General features: G+C 58.9%; 19 protein-coding genes and 1 tRNA gene. 12 read left to right on the top strand and 8 right to left on the bottom strand.

Annotated elements, in window-relative coordinates:
* Positions 1 to 9: 9 nt before the first annotated feature.
* Both CFE428DRAFT_RS37390 and CFE428DRAFT_RS15630 read right to left on the bottom strand, forming a co-directional pair.
* Positions 10 to 174 (bottom strand): hypothetical protein, encoded by a 165-nt coding sequence (locus CFE428DRAFT_RS37390; RefSeq protein WP_157447536.1) that lies wholly within the window; start codon positions 172 to 174, stop codon positions 10 to 12.
* A 4-nt stretch (positions 175 to 178) separates the two neighbouring features.
* Complete coding sequence (locus CFE428DRAFT_RS15630; protein WP_006980555.1) at positions 179 to 427, bottom strand: hypothetical protein; 249 nt, start codon at positions 425 to 427, stop codon at positions 179 to 181.
* A gap of 199 nt (positions 428 to 626) precedes the next feature.
* Here CFE428DRAFT_RS15630 and CFE428DRAFT_RS15625 point away from each other — a divergent pair, with 199 nt between their 5' ends.
* Positions 627 to 1,127, top strand: coding sequence for a YciE/YciF ferroxidase family protein (locus CFE428DRAFT_RS15625; RefSeq protein WP_006980554.1), 501 nt, complete (start codon positions 627 to 629; stop codon positions 1,125 to 1,127).
* Positions 1,128 to 1,191: 64 nt separating this feature from the next.
* Here the strand turns inward: CFE428DRAFT_RS15625 and CFE428DRAFT_RS15620 are convergent, their stop codons facing one another.
* On the bottom strand, positions 1,192 to 1,530 hold the full coding sequence (locus CFE428DRAFT_RS15620; RefSeq protein ID WP_006980553.1) for a hypothetical protein: 339 nt from the start codon (positions 1,528 to 1,530) through the stop codon (positions 1,192 to 1,194).
* 98 nt (positions 1,531 to 1,628) lie between these two features.
* Here CFE428DRAFT_RS15620 and CFE428DRAFT_RS15615 point away from each other — a divergent pair, with 98 nt between their 5' ends.
* The 4 genes from CFE428DRAFT_RS15615 (at position 1,629) to CFE428DRAFT_RS15600 (ending at position 4,982) form a co-directional block, all read left to right on the top strand.
* The gene (locus tag CFE428DRAFT_RS15615) at positions 1,629 to 2,120 is read left to right on the top strand and encodes a DUF421 domain-containing protein (RefSeq protein ID WP_006980552.1); all 492 of its coding nucleotides are present in this window, start codon (positions 1,629 to 1,631) and stop codon (positions 2,118 to 2,120) included.
* 61 nt (positions 2,121 to 2,181) lie between these two features.
* Entirely contained in the window at positions 2,182 to 3,477 is a 1,296-nt protein-coding gene (locus tag CFE428DRAFT_RS15610) for an Nramp family divalent metal transporter (RefSeq protein WP_083805197.1), read from the top strand.
* An 11-nt stretch (positions 3,478 to 3,488) separates the two neighbouring features.
* Entirely contained in the window at positions 3,489 to 4,529 is a 1,041-nt protein-coding gene (locus CFE428DRAFT_RS15605) for an ATP-dependent DNA ligase (protein ID WP_083805184.1), read from the top strand.
* A gap of 117 nt (positions 4,530 to 4,646) precedes the next feature.
* Positions 4,647 to 4,982 (top strand): hypothetical protein, encoded by a 336-nt coding sequence (locus tag CFE428DRAFT_RS15600; RefSeq protein ID WP_157447535.1) that lies wholly within the window; start codon positions 4,647 to 4,649, stop codon positions 4,980 to 4,982.
* Positions 4,983 to 5,369: 387 nt separating this feature from the next.
* On the opposite strand, the gene CFE428DRAFT_RS15595 is transcribed toward CFE428DRAFT_RS15600, so the two are convergent.
* On the bottom strand, positions 5,370 to 5,960 hold the full coding sequence (locus CFE428DRAFT_RS15595; RefSeq protein WP_006980548.1) for a cysteine hydrolase family protein: 591 nt from the start codon (positions 5,958 to 5,960) through the stop codon (positions 5,370 to 5,372).
* A 90-nt stretch (positions 5,961 to 6,050) separates the two neighbouring features.
* Between CFE428DRAFT_RS15595 and CFE428DRAFT_RS15590 the strand changes: the two genes are divergently transcribed.
* Positions 6,051 to 6,569 (top strand): hypothetical protein, encoded by a 519-nt coding sequence (locus CFE428DRAFT_RS15590; RefSeq protein WP_006980547.1) that lies wholly within the window; start codon positions 6,051 to 6,053, stop codon positions 6,567 to 6,569.
* Between the two features lie 20 nt (positions 6,570 to 6,589).
* Here CFE428DRAFT_RS15590 and CFE428DRAFT_RS15585 read toward each other — a convergent pair whose 3' ends face one another.
* Entirely contained in the window at positions 6,590 to 6,940 is a 351-nt protein-coding gene (locus CFE428DRAFT_RS15585) for a four-helix bundle copper-binding protein (protein ID WP_006980546.1), read from the bottom strand.
* A gap of 216 nt (positions 6,941 to 7,156) precedes the next feature.
* Here CFE428DRAFT_RS15585 and CFE428DRAFT_RS15580 point away from each other — a divergent pair, with 216 nt between their 5' ends.
* Positions 7,157 to 8,683 (top strand): FAD-dependent oxidoreductase, encoded by a 1,527-nt coding sequence (locus CFE428DRAFT_RS15580; RefSeq protein WP_006980545.1) that lies wholly within the window; start codon positions 7,157 to 7,159, stop codon positions 8,681 to 8,683.
* A gap of 547 nt (positions 8,684 to 9,230) precedes the next feature.
* On the opposite strand, the gene CFE428DRAFT_RS15575 is transcribed toward CFE428DRAFT_RS15580, so the two are convergent.
* Complete coding sequence (locus CFE428DRAFT_RS15575; protein ID WP_006980544.1) at positions 9,231 to 10,121, bottom strand: SDR family oxidoreductase; 891 nt, start codon at positions 10,119 to 10,121, stop codon at positions 9,231 to 9,233.
* 395 nt (positions 10,122 to 10,516) lie between these two features.
* On the opposite strand from CFE428DRAFT_RS15575, the gene CFE428DRAFT_RS15570 reads away from it, so the two are divergent.
* The 4 genes from CFE428DRAFT_RS15570 to CFE428DRAFT_RS15555 all read left to right on the top strand — a co-directional run bounded on the left by CFE428DRAFT_RS15570 (position 10,517) and on the right by CFE428DRAFT_RS15555 (position 14,055).
* Entirely contained in the window at positions 10,517 to 11,080 is a 564-nt protein-coding gene (locus tag CFE428DRAFT_RS15570) for a TraR/DksA family transcriptional regulator (RefSeq protein ID WP_006980543.1), read from the top strand.
* Positions 11,081 to 11,125: 45 nt separating this feature from the next.
* Positions 11,126 to 12,214, top strand: coding sequence for a DNA topoisomerase IB (locus tag CFE428DRAFT_RS15565; RefSeq protein ID WP_006980542.1), 1,089 nt, complete (start codon positions 11,126 to 11,128; stop codon positions 12,212 to 12,214).
* Between the two features lie 55 nt (positions 12,215 to 12,269).
* Positions 12,270 to 13,472: an NAD(P)/FAD-dependent oxidoreductase gene (locus tag CFE428DRAFT_RS15560; protein WP_006980541.1), complete on the top strand. Its 1,203-nt coding sequence runs from the start codon at positions 12,270 to 12,272 to the stop codon at positions 13,470 to 13,472.
* Between the two features lie 76 nt (positions 13,473 to 13,548).
* On the top strand, positions 13,549 to 14,055 hold the full coding sequence (locus CFE428DRAFT_RS15555) for a ferritin-like domain-containing protein (RefSeq protein ID WP_006980540.1): 507 nt from the start codon (positions 13,549 to 13,551) through the stop codon (positions 14,053 to 14,055).
* Positions 14,056 to 14,246: 191 nt separating this feature from the next.
* Here the strand turns inward: CFE428DRAFT_RS15555 and CFE428DRAFT_RS15550 are convergent.
* Both CFE428DRAFT_RS15550 and CFE428DRAFT_RS15545 read right to left on the bottom strand, forming a co-directional pair.
* Positions 14,247 to 14,320: transfer RNA gene (locus CFE428DRAFT_RS15550), tRNA-Gly, on the bottom strand.
* Positions 14,321 to 14,339: 19 nt separating this feature from the next.
* On the bottom strand, positions 14,340 to 15,011 hold the full coding sequence (locus CFE428DRAFT_RS15545) for a type II secretion system protein (protein ID WP_006980539.1): 672 nt from the start codon (positions 15,009 to 15,011) through the stop codon (positions 14,340 to 14,342).
* Between the two features lie 151 nt (positions 15,012 to 15,162).
* Here CFE428DRAFT_RS15545 and CFE428DRAFT_RS15540 point away from each other — a divergent pair, with 151 nt between their 5' ends.
* On the top strand, positions 15,163 to 15,957 hold the full coding sequence (locus CFE428DRAFT_RS15540; protein ID WP_049975654.1) for an alpha/beta hydrolase: 795 nt from the start codon (positions 15,163 to 15,165) through the stop codon (positions 15,955 to 15,957).
* Positions 15,958 to 15,980 lie beyond the last annotated feature (23 nt).

The following is a 15,980-nucleotide window of genomic DNA, read 5'->3' as shown; positions in this document are numbered from 1 at the left end:
GAAGCGCCGCTACTTGTGCGATCGCTTCTTACGACGTGCCGCCTTGGCGCCCTCTTTACCCAAGGCGGTACGAGTTTTCTTCGGAAGATGTGAGATCGTGCGCTTCGATTTCGCAGCTGCGGCCGCTTTTTTGATATTCGACTTCGCTGCTTTCTTTTGCCGGGTCGTCGTCATGAGATCAGGATTTCTTTTTCCGCGAGCTGGCCGCGCCGCCTTTTCTCCCGCCCTTTTTCGCCGGGCTCTTATTGGTCTTTTTCCCGCGACCCGAGCCGCTCTTTTTCCCGCCGCCGCTGGACTTATTGACCGTCGCCCAGGCACGGCTTTTCGCTTCCTTCTTCTTCACCCCTCGCTTTTCGTAACTTTCCTCAATGTGCTCAGCCTTGCGTTTCTGTTTGCTGGTGTATTTGGATTTGGAACCTTTTGGCATATTGTTTTGTTCGTGTTGGAAAGGCCGGGTGTATGTATGTTTACAGCACTTTCAGCTTGGGGATTCCGGGTGCGCTTCTTCCTACGGTTTCGATAATTCGGCGGCAACCGCAGCAGTCGCCTTACGGTGGGAACCTGACCGTGATGTCGGTGCGTGTGGCAAGCCGACCGCCCGACGGGGGGAGAGCGAAAAGGAAGGTATGAAACTCAAAACTATTGAAGATCTTTTTCATCACGAACTGAAAGACCTCTACAGCGCCGAAAACCAATTGGTCAAAGCGCTGCCGAAAATGGCGAAAGCCGCTTCCAATGAAGAATTGAAAGCCGGCTTCGAAGAACACCTGGAACAGACCAAGGGACACGTGGAACGGCTGGATCAGATCGCCGAGATGATCGGCAAGAAGCTGGGCGGCCACAAATGCAAGGCGATGGAAGGCCTCGTCGAAGAAGGCGCGGAACTCATCAGCGAAGATGCCGAAGATTCGGTGCGCGATGCCGGCCTGATCGGCGCCGCCCAACGGGTCGAGCATTACGAGATCGCCGGCTACGGGACAGCGATCGCCCTGGCAAATACCCTGGGTCAGCGCGAAGCCGCTTCGCTATTGGGGAAAACTCTCCAGGAGGAAAAGGAGACGGACGCCAAGCTGACGAAGCTGGCCGAAACGCAGGTCAATGAGGCGGCCCCGGCGGGTGGCGAGTAACGCCATTCGTTTCATCAGGTAGGGAGATGCAGCGCCGACCGGGTGCTGCATCTCTTTCCCTTTTTTATTCGGCTCTCTTTTCCACCTCGCGACGATAGTCCTCGAACGTCTGCAATTCGTCCGGGCGAACATGGAGGAAGCCGGGCCATTCCGCCGCGCTCTGGTCATCGATGAAAATGTGCGGCTTGTGCAGAAACCCGGCGAAACATCCTTCGATGCCGAGCTTCTGCGCCGTCGCTCGCGCGTGATCTTCGCCGCCCGTGCTCCAGCAGTACAGAAGCGCGCCTTGTTTATGCAACTCGCACACGTGTCGCACCACCGCGGGCTTCGGCCGGTCGCCTTCGTCGGTCTTCTCGACCAGCGTGTCGTCCACATCCACATATACAAAAAGCAGATCCTTCATACCCGGACTTCGCGGAATCTCTCGTTCATGGACTTGTGCCGACCGTCCGTTTGTTCGCCCAAATGCGATTTAGAGATACAATTTCGAACTAACACGAGATGAAGACCTTATACTCGCTGTTTGGGGAGGGGGTGGAAGCGCAGCATCTCACCGTCGGCCAAGTCTTGCTGCGGGCGGTGGTGGTGTTCTTCGCTACGCTCATCATCGTGCGCTTCGCGAACAAACGTTTTTTCGCGCGAAAGACGGCTTTTGACATCATTCTTGGCTTCATTCTGGGATCGATCATGGCGCGCGCGGTGAACGGGTCGGAGCAACTGATTCCCACCATTGTCGCGGGCTTCGCCCTCGCCATTTTGCATCGACTCCTCGGTTACCTTGCATGCCGGTGGAAACGGTTCGGTGATCTCATCAAGGGTTCCACCCAGACTTTGGTCGAGGCGGGAAACGTCCACCAGCGCGAGATGACCCAGCATCACATTACGAACGAAGATCTGCTCGAGGAGCTTCGCCTCAAAGGCGTCGAACGTCCGGCCGACGCGAAATTCGCCATCCTGGAACGCAGCGGCGAGATCAGCGTCGTGCCGAAATGATTCCCGCTTTCCGCGAAAGAGAAAGTGGATTGCCCACTTCGTTTGCCCGTCGATGAAATCCATGTCGAAAGCGCCTTCCGAAAACTCGGCCAAAGCCTCCGATCACACGGGCAACCGGTTCACGCGTTTTTTGCGAATATTGGGGCCCGGTCTCGTGACCGGAGCGGCCGACGACGATCCCTCTGGAATCGCGACTTATTCCATTGCCGGAGCTCAGCATGGCCTGGGGCTGCTTTGGACGGCCTTATTGACCTGGCCTCTCATGGGAGCCGTCCAGATGATGTGTGCCCGCATCGGCATGGTGACCGGAATGGGCCTGGCTGGTGCTTTGCGAAAGAAGGTTCCCAAACCGTTGCTGGTCACCGCTTCCTTTGCTCTCTTTGCCGCGAATACTATCAACATCGGTGCCGATCTTGCCGGCATGGGCGATGCCATGGAGATGTTTACGGGGATCAATTCGCATTATTGGGTGCTGCCGTTCGGGGTGGCGATCGCGGTAGCCACGATTCGTTTTCGCTACGACGCCATCGCCAACATTCTGAAGTGGCTGGCCTTGGTGCTCTTCGCCTATGTTATTACCGGATTCATCGTGAAGCCCGATTGGGGATTGGTCGCCCGGCACACGTTCATACCCACCTTTCCCAAAGATCATGACGCTTGGGGAACGTTGGTGGCGCTGCTGGGCACGACGATCAGCCCCTATCTCTTTTTCTGGCAGAGTTCTCAGGAAGTGGAAGAGGAGAAATCTCGCGGAAAAAAGAAGCTGGCCCAGCGCCGGGGCGCTTCGGATCGGCACATCGAGGACCGCAAATGGGATGTAGGCGTCGGAACTCTCGTGTCCAACGCAGTCATGTTCTTCATCATTCTCACCACCGCTCTGACGCTCCATAAGTCGGGCCACACCCACGTGGAAACCTCGCGGCAGGCCGCCGAAGCACTTCGGCCATTGGCCGGGAATTTCGCCGCCATCCTGTTTACGGTCGGCCTGGTGGGGGTCGGCTTTCTGGCCGTTCCCACGTTGGCGGGTTCGGCCGCTTACGCCTTCGCCGAGACGTTCGGCTGGCGCCAGGGCCTCGATGAGCAGTTTCCTCGCGCCCGTGCATTTTATGTCGCGATCGTCACGGCGGTCGCCCTCGGCGTAGTACTCGATTTGTTGAACGTTAGCGCCATGCAGGCGCTCTATTGGAGCGCCGTGGTCAACGGTATCCTCGCTCCCTTTCTTCTCGTGGGCATCCTGCTCGTGGCCCGCGACAAAGAACTGATGCAAGGCCAGCCCAGTTCCCGTTTGAGCATGGTCGTGGTCACGATCACGACCGTCCTCATGTTTGGCGCCGCCATCGGCATGTTCGTCTTTTAAGGAATTCGCCCATGCCGGCTTCGTTGCCAATCCATCCTCCGCTTCCTCCCATGGAGGCCTTGTCGGTCGAGACGATTCCTACGGGCAAGGAATGGCAGTATGAGCCGAAATGGGACGGATTTCGATGTGTTGCCTTTCGAGACGGAAAAAGCGTGGAGCTGCAATCGAAGTCCTCGCAATCGCTGACCCGCTATTTTCCGGAAGTAGCAGCCGCGTTGGGAAAGCTCAAAGCGCCGCGGTTTGTTCTCGACGGCGAGATTGCCGTGCCGGAAGGCCGGGGATTTTCTTTCGATGCCCTGCTGCAGCGCATTCATCCCGCCGCCTCGCGGGTAAAGCGTCTCGCCCAGGAGACGCCGGCGATCTTTGTCGTCTTCGATTTCCTGGCGGACGAAAAGGGCACTTCCTTGTTGGAAACCATTTTCAGTGAGCGCCGTTCACGCCTCGAAAAATTTGCGGCGAAATATTTCGCCGGGCAGGATGGGATTCGGCTTTCGCCGAGCACGCCGAAGCTTGCCCAGGCGAAGAAATGGCTTTCGCAGACTGGAGCGACGCTCGATGGCATCATGGCCAAGCGCCGGGATCTGCCCTATCGATCCGGCGAACGGGATGGGATGCAGAAGATTAAGAATTTCCGCAGCGCGGATTGTGTCGTCGGAGGCTTCCGCTACGGGACATCGAGCCCGTTGGTAGGCTCGTTGTTGTTAGGCCTGTACGATACGAATGGCTTGCTCAACCACGTCGGTTTCACCTCCAGCATTGCCGCGGCGGACCGGCCCGCTCTAACCAAAAAGCTCGAAAAATTAATCGAGCCGCCGGGCTTCACCGGCAGTGCCCCCGGCGGCCCAAGCCGGTGGAATCGCGGGAAAGAAAACGTCTGGAAGCCGCTCCATCCGAAGCTGGTCGTCGAAGTCTGCTACGATCATGTGACCGGCAACCGCTTCCGCCACGGCACTAGGCTCCTGCGTTGGCGGCCAGACAAGAAGCCTGCCCAGTGTACGATGGATCAGCTCGACCAAAAGCAATCGAATCTCCTGCGGTTGCTTCGGTCCTAGCGCTCAGGGAAAGCAGGAAAAACTGTCACGCGGGAAGACGGCGCGCCCGGTTCTGTCGAGACAAGCTGGCACAATTTCCAGCGCGACCTCCCTCGTAGGGACGCTTTCGAGAACGGCATGAAAATTGATGAGGGATCTTTTACACAACGAAACCACGAGATCCCTCTCATGTTTCACACGATTACTGCCCTTCAAGAGGTGACTGTGACCGTCTGGAAACAGTCCCCCAATCACACCTCCAAGCCGCTCCTGCGACGCGTCAGCGACCAGCCTCAGTTTCACGAGAAGTTGGAGATGAAACTACGGCCGGGCCAAACGTTGGATGAAATCGTCATGGTGCTCGCCGTCACCGACCACTACGGCGGTTTTTTTCAAAAATGGCCGGACCACCCCCTCGAGATCGGTGGCGCGACAGACTGCGGCGGATACCTTCGCATCGAACGCGTGAAATAACCCCCACTGCTCACTGCACATTGCGCAGAGCGGGCAGACGCTGCTTTAACCGCTGCGAACAGGGATCTTCCTAAGTTCGCCGTGGCCGGAGAGATCGCGCGTTTTACATGCACGCGGCGACCTCGGTTGAACCCCCATATGTCGTTCACGTCATGGTTTCAGCGCGTGCCTGACGGGGTGCCTGACGGATGGGCAGGCCTCCGATTGCGGACACGAGGGCTGCGAGACTCGGTAGTGGCGGAGGGCTGCGATAGAGTGCGCTGCCACGTGAAATTTGACTCGCATGGAATTCGTTTGGCCCGCGAATCACGCAGATGACTCGAATGAAAATACGTTTCGCGTGATTCGCGTGATTCGCGTGATTCGCGGGCACTTTTTTACAGCCTATCAATCAGCTCGGAAACGCAGCTTCGCCGAGGGGCGGATATCTGCTTTTAGGAAGCGCTTCATGTGTTCGCAAGCGCGACGGTGAGCTGCGGCGGTTTCTGCCGCGGAGCAGTCGACGGGAATGGAAAGCTGATAGTCCCGCATATAAGCGTCATCCGCCGTGAAGAGGACACAGATGTCCGTGGCGAAGCCGGTCAGGATCAGCTTTCGCGCGCCCAAGTGAGACAGGAGAACGTCCAGTGAAGTGGAGAAGAAGCCGGAATGCTTCGGCTTGAGAACGAAATAATCATCGTCCGCCGGCGGGAGAAGTTTTGCGATCGGCGAGCCGGGACACTTCTGATCCACACACCGTGCAACCTGTTTGCGAAAATCCGACCGCCAGCGTCCGAAGTTGTCATTGACGTAGATCGCAGGAACACCCGCCCGATGGGCCCGCTTTTTCAAGGCAACGAGCCGTCGGGCGGCCGGCAGCGCGAAGCGCAATAACTTGGGACCCTCTGGAAAATCGAAGTCGTTAATGACGTCGATGAGCAGCAGGGCCCACTCCGATTTGTCCGGGGCCACACCGTGAGGATCGCGAGGTGTTTTCATTGCACACAGGTTTCGCTTCCAGCGGGCGAGGCGCGCTTCATGGAGAAAACAGGAACAATCCGCGAGCCGCGGCGCTGACGATCTCCAAGTGTGAAAACCGCACGATTCGCGACCGTCACGGAAAAGAGCGGAAAGCCTCAGACGTATCTGGCGCTAATGGATCCCGCCAAGGACCGGACACTTCAGGCAGCCATCAAGGCGCACCGCGTCATGACTTTGATCCAAAACTCGACGGGCAAAGCGGCGGATCACGGTCTCGTCGGCTTCGAAAAGGGAACGAATCGTCAATTTCTGATTTTCCCCAAATCGATTCAGCGTTTCGCCGGCAGCAAGGTGGTCGGCATCAAATACGATCTCTTCAAGTCGCCGGAGCTGCCCAAAAAGGACCGGGCGCCTCGTCCGAAGAAGAGAAAACCACCGGTCTCTGTGAGACGGAAATCAACGGCTTCGCCCGATCTGAACGTGATTCCCTTCGCCACGGAGACCGCGGACCATGAATCTCATGACGTCGCGCAACTCAAGCGGCAAATCCGACAGGCCATGTCTTTCCTGGAGGAAGGCAAAGAGGTCGCCGCCTTCAACACCTTGAAAAAGGCGCTGGAAAAGTAGAAGGCTGGCCGTCGATTCCGCTAAAGGGGTTGTGAGGAGTGAGCCTGCGACATCTCGAGGCAAAGTTTCGCGCAGCGCCGGCAGGCCGCGGCACAGTGCTGACAGTGATCCATCTTGTGCCGGCCGCATTCCGTCCCGCAGGCTTCGCAGACTTCCGCGCAAATCGCGCAGACGCGGACGGCGAAATCGGAATCACGCGCCATTTCGCGCGCGGCCAATGCGCAGATATCAGCGCAACTGCGGTCGAGCTCGATGCAGCCGACCATCATTTCGACGTCGTCTTCCTCCAGACAGGAGGCGGCACAGTTTTCGCAGGCGGTGACGCAGGCGTGGCAGGCTTCAATGCAAGCTTGGTATTTCTCAGGGTCCATAGGATTGATTCTTGGGTATATGGCTATCGCCACCGTGGGCGTAGGCCAACGGAGCGGGGGATCGATCGGTTCGTAACCTTATCTTACGCATGCACCCACGGTGTTGGAGATCAGGGGCCACCCTCATTTGCTGTTCGCCGAGGCTTTCCGCGAAAAAGAAATCGGCGCGTCACAAGCCCGTCTCACCGAGGAGCATCGAACTCCTTTCTATACCGCATGAAAACGACACCACTTTGGCCGGACACCGCGAAGATGCCGAAATTCGCCCGCTTGGGAAAAGACCTAAAAGTCGATGTCATCGTCATCGGCGGTGGTATCACCGGAATCACCGCCGCCTATCTTCTCCGCAAGGCCGGCGCGTCCGTGGCCCTGCTGGAGCGGGGACGCCTCGTTTCCGGGGAAACGGCCCACACCACCGCGCATCTCACCTATGTCACGGACACTCGCTTGAGCGATCTGGTGCAACGCTTTGGGCACAACCACGCGCAGGCCACGTGGGACGCCGGCCTCGCGGCCGTGCGGCAGATCCATCAGATCGTCGACGACGAGCAGATCGACTGTGAGTTTCGGTGGGTGCCGGGATATCTCCACGCACTCCCGCGAAAGGGGCGGGAGGAGGCGCCCAGCCTGCAGGAAGATGCCCGTCTCGCGGGTGAACTGGGATTCGATGCGATCTACATCGATGAAGTACCGTTAATGCGCGTGCCGGGCGTCGCTTTTGCCGACCAGGCAAAATTCAATCCGGCAAAGTATTTGCGTGGTCTTTTGCGTGTGCTGCGAAAAGAGGGCTGCCACGTGTTTGAAAAGTCGGAGGCGTCGTCCATCGAGATCGATCCGCCCACCGTCCAGGCCAATGACCATACCGTTCGCGGAAAATACATCGTCATTGCCACGCACGTCCCTTTGCAAGGCGCCACGAACACCGCCAGCGCCGCCCTTTTCCAGACCAAACTAGCCTCCTATAACACCTATGCTATCGGGGCCAATATCCAGCCGGATATTCTGCCGGACGCGTCCTTTTGGGATACCGGCTCCCCTTACTTTTATCTACGCATCGATCGATATCGCGATCACGACTATGCCATTCTGGGAGGCGCCGATCACAAGACCGGCCAGGCTCGCGATCCCCAGAAGCACTACGAACGCGTCGAGAAGCGGCTCCGTCAAATCTTCCCGAAGATCACGATCGATCACTGGTGGTCTGGACAGGTGGTCGAGACAAACGATGGCCTTCCTTACATCGGTGAGATCGTTCCCCGCCAATTCATAGCCACGGGATTTTCCGGCAACGGCATGACCTTTGGGACGCTGGGGGCGATGATGGCGTGCGATGCCTTTGCCGGCCGTCGCAATCCGTGGAGTTCACTGTTCGATGTTCATCGCAAGACGCTGTTCGGCGGCACGTGGAATTACCTGAAGGAAAACAAGGACTATCCTTACTACATGCTGAAGCAGAGCCTGGAAAAGCCCGGCGCCAATTCTCTTCGCGCCGTGGCGCGCGGCGAAGGGAAGGTGATTCTGCTCGACGGTAAAAAGATGGCCGCCTATCGCGATCCGCAAGGGAAAGTGAGTGTGAAGTCAGCCGTCTGTCCGCATATGGGCTGTATCGTGCGCTGGAATGGCGTTGAGAAGACTTGGGATTGTCCCTGTCATGGATCGCGTTTCATGGCTACCGGCGAAGTGATGGCTGGGCCAGCCGAGGCGCCTCTGAGTGATCCCAAAGAAGGGCTCTTCGCTGTTTGAAGTGGGTGCCAACGGCTTGGCGTTTGCCCCGCGGTGAAATTATGGCAGTGAGCGCGAAGCGCCCCAACCATCGTTGTCATCCTGAGCGCAGCGGGGAAGCATGGGCGGAGTCGAAGGACCTCTGATCTCTGTGGGTTTTTGCGCGGAGCGTCGGTAAGCTCTCGAAGAGAAAATGTCTTCTCGGTGAAGCGGGTGAAGAGAGGATATTGGACTTCCCCCTTCTTCAGTACGGCAAAGATCATGGTTTAGCGAATAACAGCAACGATTGTATCGCAATCCCGTCGTTCGGTTACACGGCTCCGCGCAAAAACCCACGGAGATCAGAGGTCCTTCGACTCCGCCCATGTTTCCCTGCTCCGCTCAGGATGACACGTTTTTTCGGGGCGCTTCGCGCGCACTACGATGATTTCACCGCGAGCATAGGCAGTTCGTAAGCCACCCACTTGAAACAGCGAAGAGGCCAAAGAAGAGGAATGAATAGGTAACCCGGATTGGAGATTAGGGATTAAGAGATTTCTCCGGTTGATCCTTTCCCCGCGAGGGGTGTTTACAGCGGTGTCCTGCCGCCAGTGGCGCCATAGATTTCGCCGGTGACGAAGCTCGCGAGGGGCGAGGCGAGGAACACATAAATAGGAGCCATTTCGGCTGGTTGGGCGGGACGCTCGAACAAACTGTCCGCGCCAAATTTCTTCACTCTCTCCATCTCCATCGTCGATGGAATCAGCGGAGTCCATACGGGACCAGGAGCAACGCCGTTGACGCGGACGCCTTTCTTGCTGGCCAGTTCCGCCATGGTCCGGGTCATGTTAGCGATCGCTCCTTTGGTCGCGGCGTAATGCAGGAGATGACCGCTGGGATCGAAGCCCTGGATGGAGGTCGTATTGATAATGACCGACCCCGGATTCATGTGTCGCAGCGCCGCCCGGCTGAGGAAGAATGTCGCATAGACATTCGTCTTGAAAGCACGGTCGAATTCCTCGGTGGAGATTTCCTCCACTTCCGGATGCGTGCTTTGATAGGCCGCGTTATTGACCAGCACATCGATCCGCCCGAATTTCTGCAGGCATTGTTTGATGATTCCTTCGCAATGGCTCTCGTCACGAATGTCACCGCCGATGCGCAGCGCCTTTCGACCGGCCTTCGTCACCCACTTTTCTGTCTCGGCGGCATCCTCTTCTTCATTGAGATAGGAGATGACGACGTTGGCGCCTTCCCGGGCAAAGGCGAGAGCCACCGCGCGACCGATACCGCTATCGGCTCCGGTAATCACCGCGGCGAAGTCCTGCAGGAGACCATTGCCGCGATAGGATTCTTCCCCGTGGTCGGGGCGAGGGTTCATCTCGGTAGTCTCACCCGGCGGCGCAATGCGTTGCTGGCCCTCGAAAGGCGGTTGCGGTTCGCGAGTGCGTGGATCTCTGGAAGTAGCGGTGGTGTTCATGACGAGTATTGATGAGTTCGATTCCCCTCGCGTCTTGGACTGATCAGAGTTGCCGCTGCCGGTCGGGTTTCGCCCCGCTTGCCGAGTCAGGTTCGCCGGTCAGGCTTCCCGGAGTGCGGGTTCCTCATGCTCTGCACATTGCCCCACTCTGCCGGATCGCACTCGGCAGAGTGGGGCTTTTTTGCTACCCAAACGAGATAGCGAATCCGGATGCTAGGGAACTCCTCGTGGCCTGCCAATCAGGGGAAAGCCTGTCTCGTGTATCCGCAAAGTCATCGCTTTCCGCCGCGCAGATGGAAATCCCGGAGAACAGCGCCGCAGTGTGATGATGAGCGGCAAATCGCAGGGGACCACGGCAGCGGTGAATGCGAAGAATGAGAAAGGAGATTTCCGTTATGGCAGATCCAACCAATGAAACTTCGCCGGCTTCGGCGCCGGGCTTCGGCCGCGACGGCACGGGCGCCGGCGCAATGACGGACCGGAAAAAAATCGATCCACGGTGGCGAGGTTATTACGACGCGCTGTTGCGAGAACGGGATCATTGCATTGATCTGGTGAGCGGTCTGGCCACCACCGCGCGCGAGGCCAATCCGAATCCGATTCAAGACGGCCTCGCCGATACCGCCACCGATCTCAACCAGGCGGATGAGAGCAGGGGAGTCCTGTCGCACGATCAGGATTTGCTGGTGGAGATCAATCATGCCCTCTCAAAGATTGAGGAGGGGACCTATGGCGTGTGTGAACTCACCGGCCAACCGATTCCTGCGGAGAGACTGAAGGCGGTGCCGTGGGCGCGATTCACGCGAGAGGCGCAGGCGGAGTTCGAGGCACGTGGGGAGGCGTCGAAGGTGAAACTCGGGACGCTGGGGGATTTGGACGAGGGTCGGCCGCCACGGGTGGAAGACGAGGACGTTCCTGCCGAATCTGCAAACGAGCCTGGCGACAGGAAGGACGGGTAGCCCCGACAACAGCCGCGACCGCAGTGGGTTGCGATTCGGTGGACGGTGATTTCTGCGTTTTCCTCCGCCAGCAAAGTATTCGCTCCCGTCGAAGCGAAACGAGCTCGTCTCCGGTATTCGTCCGATGAGAAGCCGGGTATTCAACGGAAGAAAAGTGGCCAGGGGTTTCGCTTCGTTGCGCCCGATGGGCGGAGGGTCACCGATCGGGAAACGATCAATCGCATCAAGCACCTGGCGATTCCGCCGGCGTGGACGGACGTGTGGATCTGTCGCTTCGAAAACGGCCACATTCAAGCGACGGGCCGCGATGCGCGTGGCCGCAAGCAGTACCGCTATCATGAGCGCTGGCGCGAGCAGCGAGACGAAACGAAGTTTGCCCGGATGCTGGAGTTCGCCCACGTGCTGCCGAAGATTCGCCGGCGTGTGCGGGCCGACCTCCGCCGGCGTGGTTTGCCCCGGGAAAAGGTGCTGGCCACCATCGTGCGGTTGCTGGAGAGCACGTTGATTCGCGTGGGCAATGATGAGTACGCGCGCGACAACCACTCGTATGGGCTAACCACGATGCGCAACCGGCATGTCGCGGTTCATCGGGAGAAGTTGCGTTTCACTTTTCGCGGGAAAAGCGGCAAGAAGCATGAGATCAGCATTCACGATCGGCTGCTCGCCCGCATTGTGAAGAAGTGTCAGGAGATGCCCGGCCAGGAGCTGTTCGTCTATGAGGACGAAAGCGGCGCCATCCGCGACGTCGATTCGCAGGATGTGAACGAATACCTGCGCGAAATCACCGGCGATGATTTCACCGCCAAGGACTTTCGCACCTGGGCGGGGACGGTGCTGGCGGCGATTGCCCTGCGGGAGTTCGAGGCCGTGACGCTTCGCGGGCAGTTGAAGAAGAATATCGTGCGCGCGATCGAGGCAGTAGCGCGGGTGCTGGGCAATACGCCGACGGTGTGCCGCAAATGCTATATCCACCCGGAGATTCTGGAGTCCTACCTTTCGGGAAACACCATCGCCACCATCCAGCAGCGCGCGGCAGGGAAAATCCGTCGCGGATTTGCTCATCTCAGTTCCGCGGAATCGGCCGTGCTGGTTCTCCTGCAGAGTCGCTTGAAGCGCCGGCGAAAGCGGTCATGAAGTGGGAATTTTCGGTGATCGACGACGAGGGAAATCCGGTCCGAGTATAGAGGCTGTGGATCTCGTTTCGCCCCATCCCTTTTGGCTGCTGAAGAATGGTCTGCCGCATGAGTATCCGTCGCTGCAGGAGGACGTGCGCTGCGAGGTGCTGGTCCTCGGCGCCGGGATCAGCGGCGCCTTGATTGCGCATACCCTGGTCAAGGCCGGTTGGAATGTGGTCGTCGTCGACAAACGGGATGTCGCCGGCGGCAGCACCAGCGCCAGCACGGCGCTTTTGCAGTATGAGATCGATACCCACCTCGTGGATCTCATCCGGCGGATGGGCAAGCGTGATGCCCAGCGCGCCTACCGCGCCTGCCACGATAGTATCGATACCATCGAACGACTTGCCGGAGAGGTGGGAGCAAAGTGCGCCTTTCGCCGCAAAGACAGTGCTTATCTCGCCACGAAGCACTCGGAGATTCGCCTGCTCCAACAAGAATGCGCGGCCCGCCGGGAAGCGGGCATCGCGGTCGACTTTCTCGACGAAAAGGAAATCGGTGCGCGATTCTCCTTCTCCCGGCCCGCCGCGCTGATTTCCTCGCAGGCCGCCGAACTGGATGCGCACCGCCTGACGCACGTTTTACTGGCCGACGCCGTCACTCGGGGAGCGCGCGTATTCGATCGCACGATCGTGACCCATTTGGAGCCCGGCCGTCGGGGAGTGCGGTTGAAGACCGATACCGGGCAACTCATCCACGCCACCCATGTCGTCATGGCGACCGGTTACGAATCCCAGGCATTCCTTCCCCAGCGGATTGTCCGACTGAAAAGCACCTTCGCCCTGGCGAGCGAAGCGGTGCATCGATTTCCTGGCTGGTGGAAGCGATGCCTGCTTTGGGAGACCGCCCGTCCCTATCTTTATCTCCGAACAGCGGCGGGCGGGCGCATTCTGGTGGGCGGTGAAGACGTTCCTTTCCGTAACCCGACGGAACGTGATCGCCTCATCCAGAGCAAGACCGCGCGATTGGCTACGCGATTCCATCGCCTGTTTCCCGAGATCCCTTTGCGCGTGGACTATCGGTGGGCCGGCACGTTCGGAGAAACGAAGGACGGCCTTGCCTATATCGGATGCATTCGGCAGATGCCGCGTTGCCATTTTGCCTTGGGATTCGGTGGCAACGGCATCACCTACAGCGCTGTCGCCGCGGCGATCATTCGCCAGACGCTGGCGGGACGCCGGCATCCGGATGCGCATCTCTTCGGCTTCGATCGCTAATATCAGGCGAGCCCCTGACATCTTCCGGCGCATCCGTGGCGAAGAGAAGGACGGAACATCAAACCCGATAAATCCTATGAGTCTTTTCGCTCCAACCTTCAACAATCTCCGTGAACTTTACCTCAACGAGCTCCGCGACCTTTACAGTGCGGAGACCCAACTGATCGACGCTCTGCCGAAAATGGCGGAAGCGGCGACGTCTTCCGCTTTGAAAGAGGCCTTCACCAGCCATCTGGCGGAGACCCGGACGCACGCCCGCCGCCTGGAGCAAATTTTTGCCGCGTTGAACGAAGAGCCCACCGGCGAGACCTGCGCCGCCATGAAGGGCCTCATCTCCGAGGGGGAAGATTATGTCAAAGCCGGTGGAGACGACTCCGTGCGCGACGCTGGCCTCATCGGCGCCGCCCAGCGGGTTGAGCACTACGAGATGGCCGGCTACGGGACCGTCCGGGCTCTGGCGAAACGATTGGGAGAAAACTCCGCTGCCCAGATTTTGCAGATGACGCTGGAGGAAGAAGGCGCGGCGGACAAAAAGCTCACCGCCATCGCGGAAAGTCAGGTCAATCCGGTCGCAGCGATTTGAGGAGAACCGCTCACGTGCCTGGTTTCCGCACCCGTGGGGTTCGACCTCACGGGTGCGCTTCGGCGTCGCTAAAAAAGAAGACGCAGGCGAGGGAGCGAAATTAATTACGGGCGGTCTGGCCGGCGTTGAGCAGGAGGATGCGGCGAACTTCCTCGACGGCCTGTGGGTTCTGATGTTCAGAACCTCGAGAATGGAGCGGGTGAAGGGAATCGAACCCTCGTATGCAGCTTGGGAAGCTGCCGTTCTACCATTGAACTACACCCGCGGCAGCTGGAAAGCTTCGCTTACTGCCAGGAGACGATGTCGTCGGAATTGCTGTTCGTGCCGGAATTCCGATACATGCTGTCACCCTTGTTCCCGAGCATTCCGTCTTTGCCAATCGAGAACACGCACACGCCCGTGAGGGGAGCGGTTTGTCCCTGGAAGTCGGTGTAAGGAAGATTGGAGATCTTGTTGTCGTAGTCGCCGTCGATGCAGACGCGATACTGATTGCCCCACGGATCGATGTAGGAATTCTTGGTCACGCCGTTGGCTGCATCCTGCGTGGCGAAGCCGCTCTTGGGATTGTTCGGGTCCGAGGCGGTCCTGCCGTCGAAGAAGACGATCGCGCGAGGATTGTATTGGTTCGGCTGGCCGGGCGTCTGTCCGATATTGCGGAGGATATCGAAAAGGACCTGGTTGGCATTGGTGCCGTCACCGAAGATGACGTCCGAGGGGCTCTGGGCGTTGGCCAGGTTGCCGAGAGGATACTTGCCGTATTCCGTGTAGTATTGCTTCACCGCAGTCGCGATGCCGGTCACCGCCGTGCGGGCTTCGGCCTTGCGCGCCTGATCCTTCGCCACGCCGATGGCGGGGAAGAGCAAGCCCATGAGGATGGCGATAATGGTGATGACGGTCAGCAATTCGACCAGGGTGAATGCCGAGATCCGATTAGAGGGCTGGGGGCGATTGTTCATTGGAAAAACCTTTATTAGGAAGCTACTGATGAGAAGCGTGATGACAACAGAAAATCTGTCTCTACACGAAAATTCGAATCGCACCGGTGAAATAGAGTGGCCGTCTGCGCAAGAGGAATTTTTATCAGTCGACGGAAATGCTTCCCTGTTCGTGCGTTACGCGCGCCCTGCTGAAGAGGCGCGCGCTTGCGTCGTGCTGGTGCATGGGCTGGGCGAATACTCGGGACGCTATGGACACGTGGCTCGGGCGCTGGTGGAACGGGGTTTTTCCGTCGTCGGATGGGATCTGCGCGGGCATGGCCGGTCCACCGGCACACGGGGGGATATGACCAACGGCGAAGCTTTGGTAGAGGATCTGGCCGCGGTCTGTGCCCGGTTTCGCCCGAAGACGACACCGCTTTTTCTCTTTGCCCACAGCTTGGGCGGACAGGTCGCCCTGCGGTTTTTGGAGAAGAACGCGACGGTGTGCCGTGGGGCGGTGATTGCCTCCCCCTGGCTGCGCCTGGCCTTCAATCCGCCCTGGTGGAAGCTCCTGCTGGCCCGGTTGGCGATGCACGTCTGGCCGAGTTTCATTCAGGCGCGGGACATCAGCCCCGAGCGACTCTCGCGGGATGCCGCGCACCTCGCTGCCTTTCCAGACTTGAATCTGCTGCACCAATCCATCTCGGCACGGATGTATTTTTGGGCGCTGGCGGGCGGCGAACGGATCTTCGCCGGAGCCGCAGCGGTGCGTACGCCGCTGCTTTTGCTGCACGGAGACCATGATCCGGTGACCTGCCATCGCGCCACTGGTGAATTCTTCGAGCGCGTGGGCAGCGCGGACAAAACGCTGCGGATTTTTCCCGGCGCCCGGCACGAGACGCACAATGAATTGGATCGCGGGCAGCTGCTGCAGGAGGTGGGGGATTGGATCGCCGCCCGGGTGGCGCCCTTGGAAAAGACGTAATTTTTCCCTTTGCTCCGGGAAAA

This window comes from Chthoniobacter flavus Ellin428, from assembly GCF_000173075.1.
Classification (GTDB): domain Bacteria; phylum Verrucomicrobiota; class Verrucomicrobiia; order Chthoniobacterales; family Chthoniobacteraceae; genus Chthoniobacter; species Chthoniobacter flavus.
Note: the sequence above shows the minus strand (reverse complement) of the source record. Positions and strands in the feature narration are given on the sequence as shown.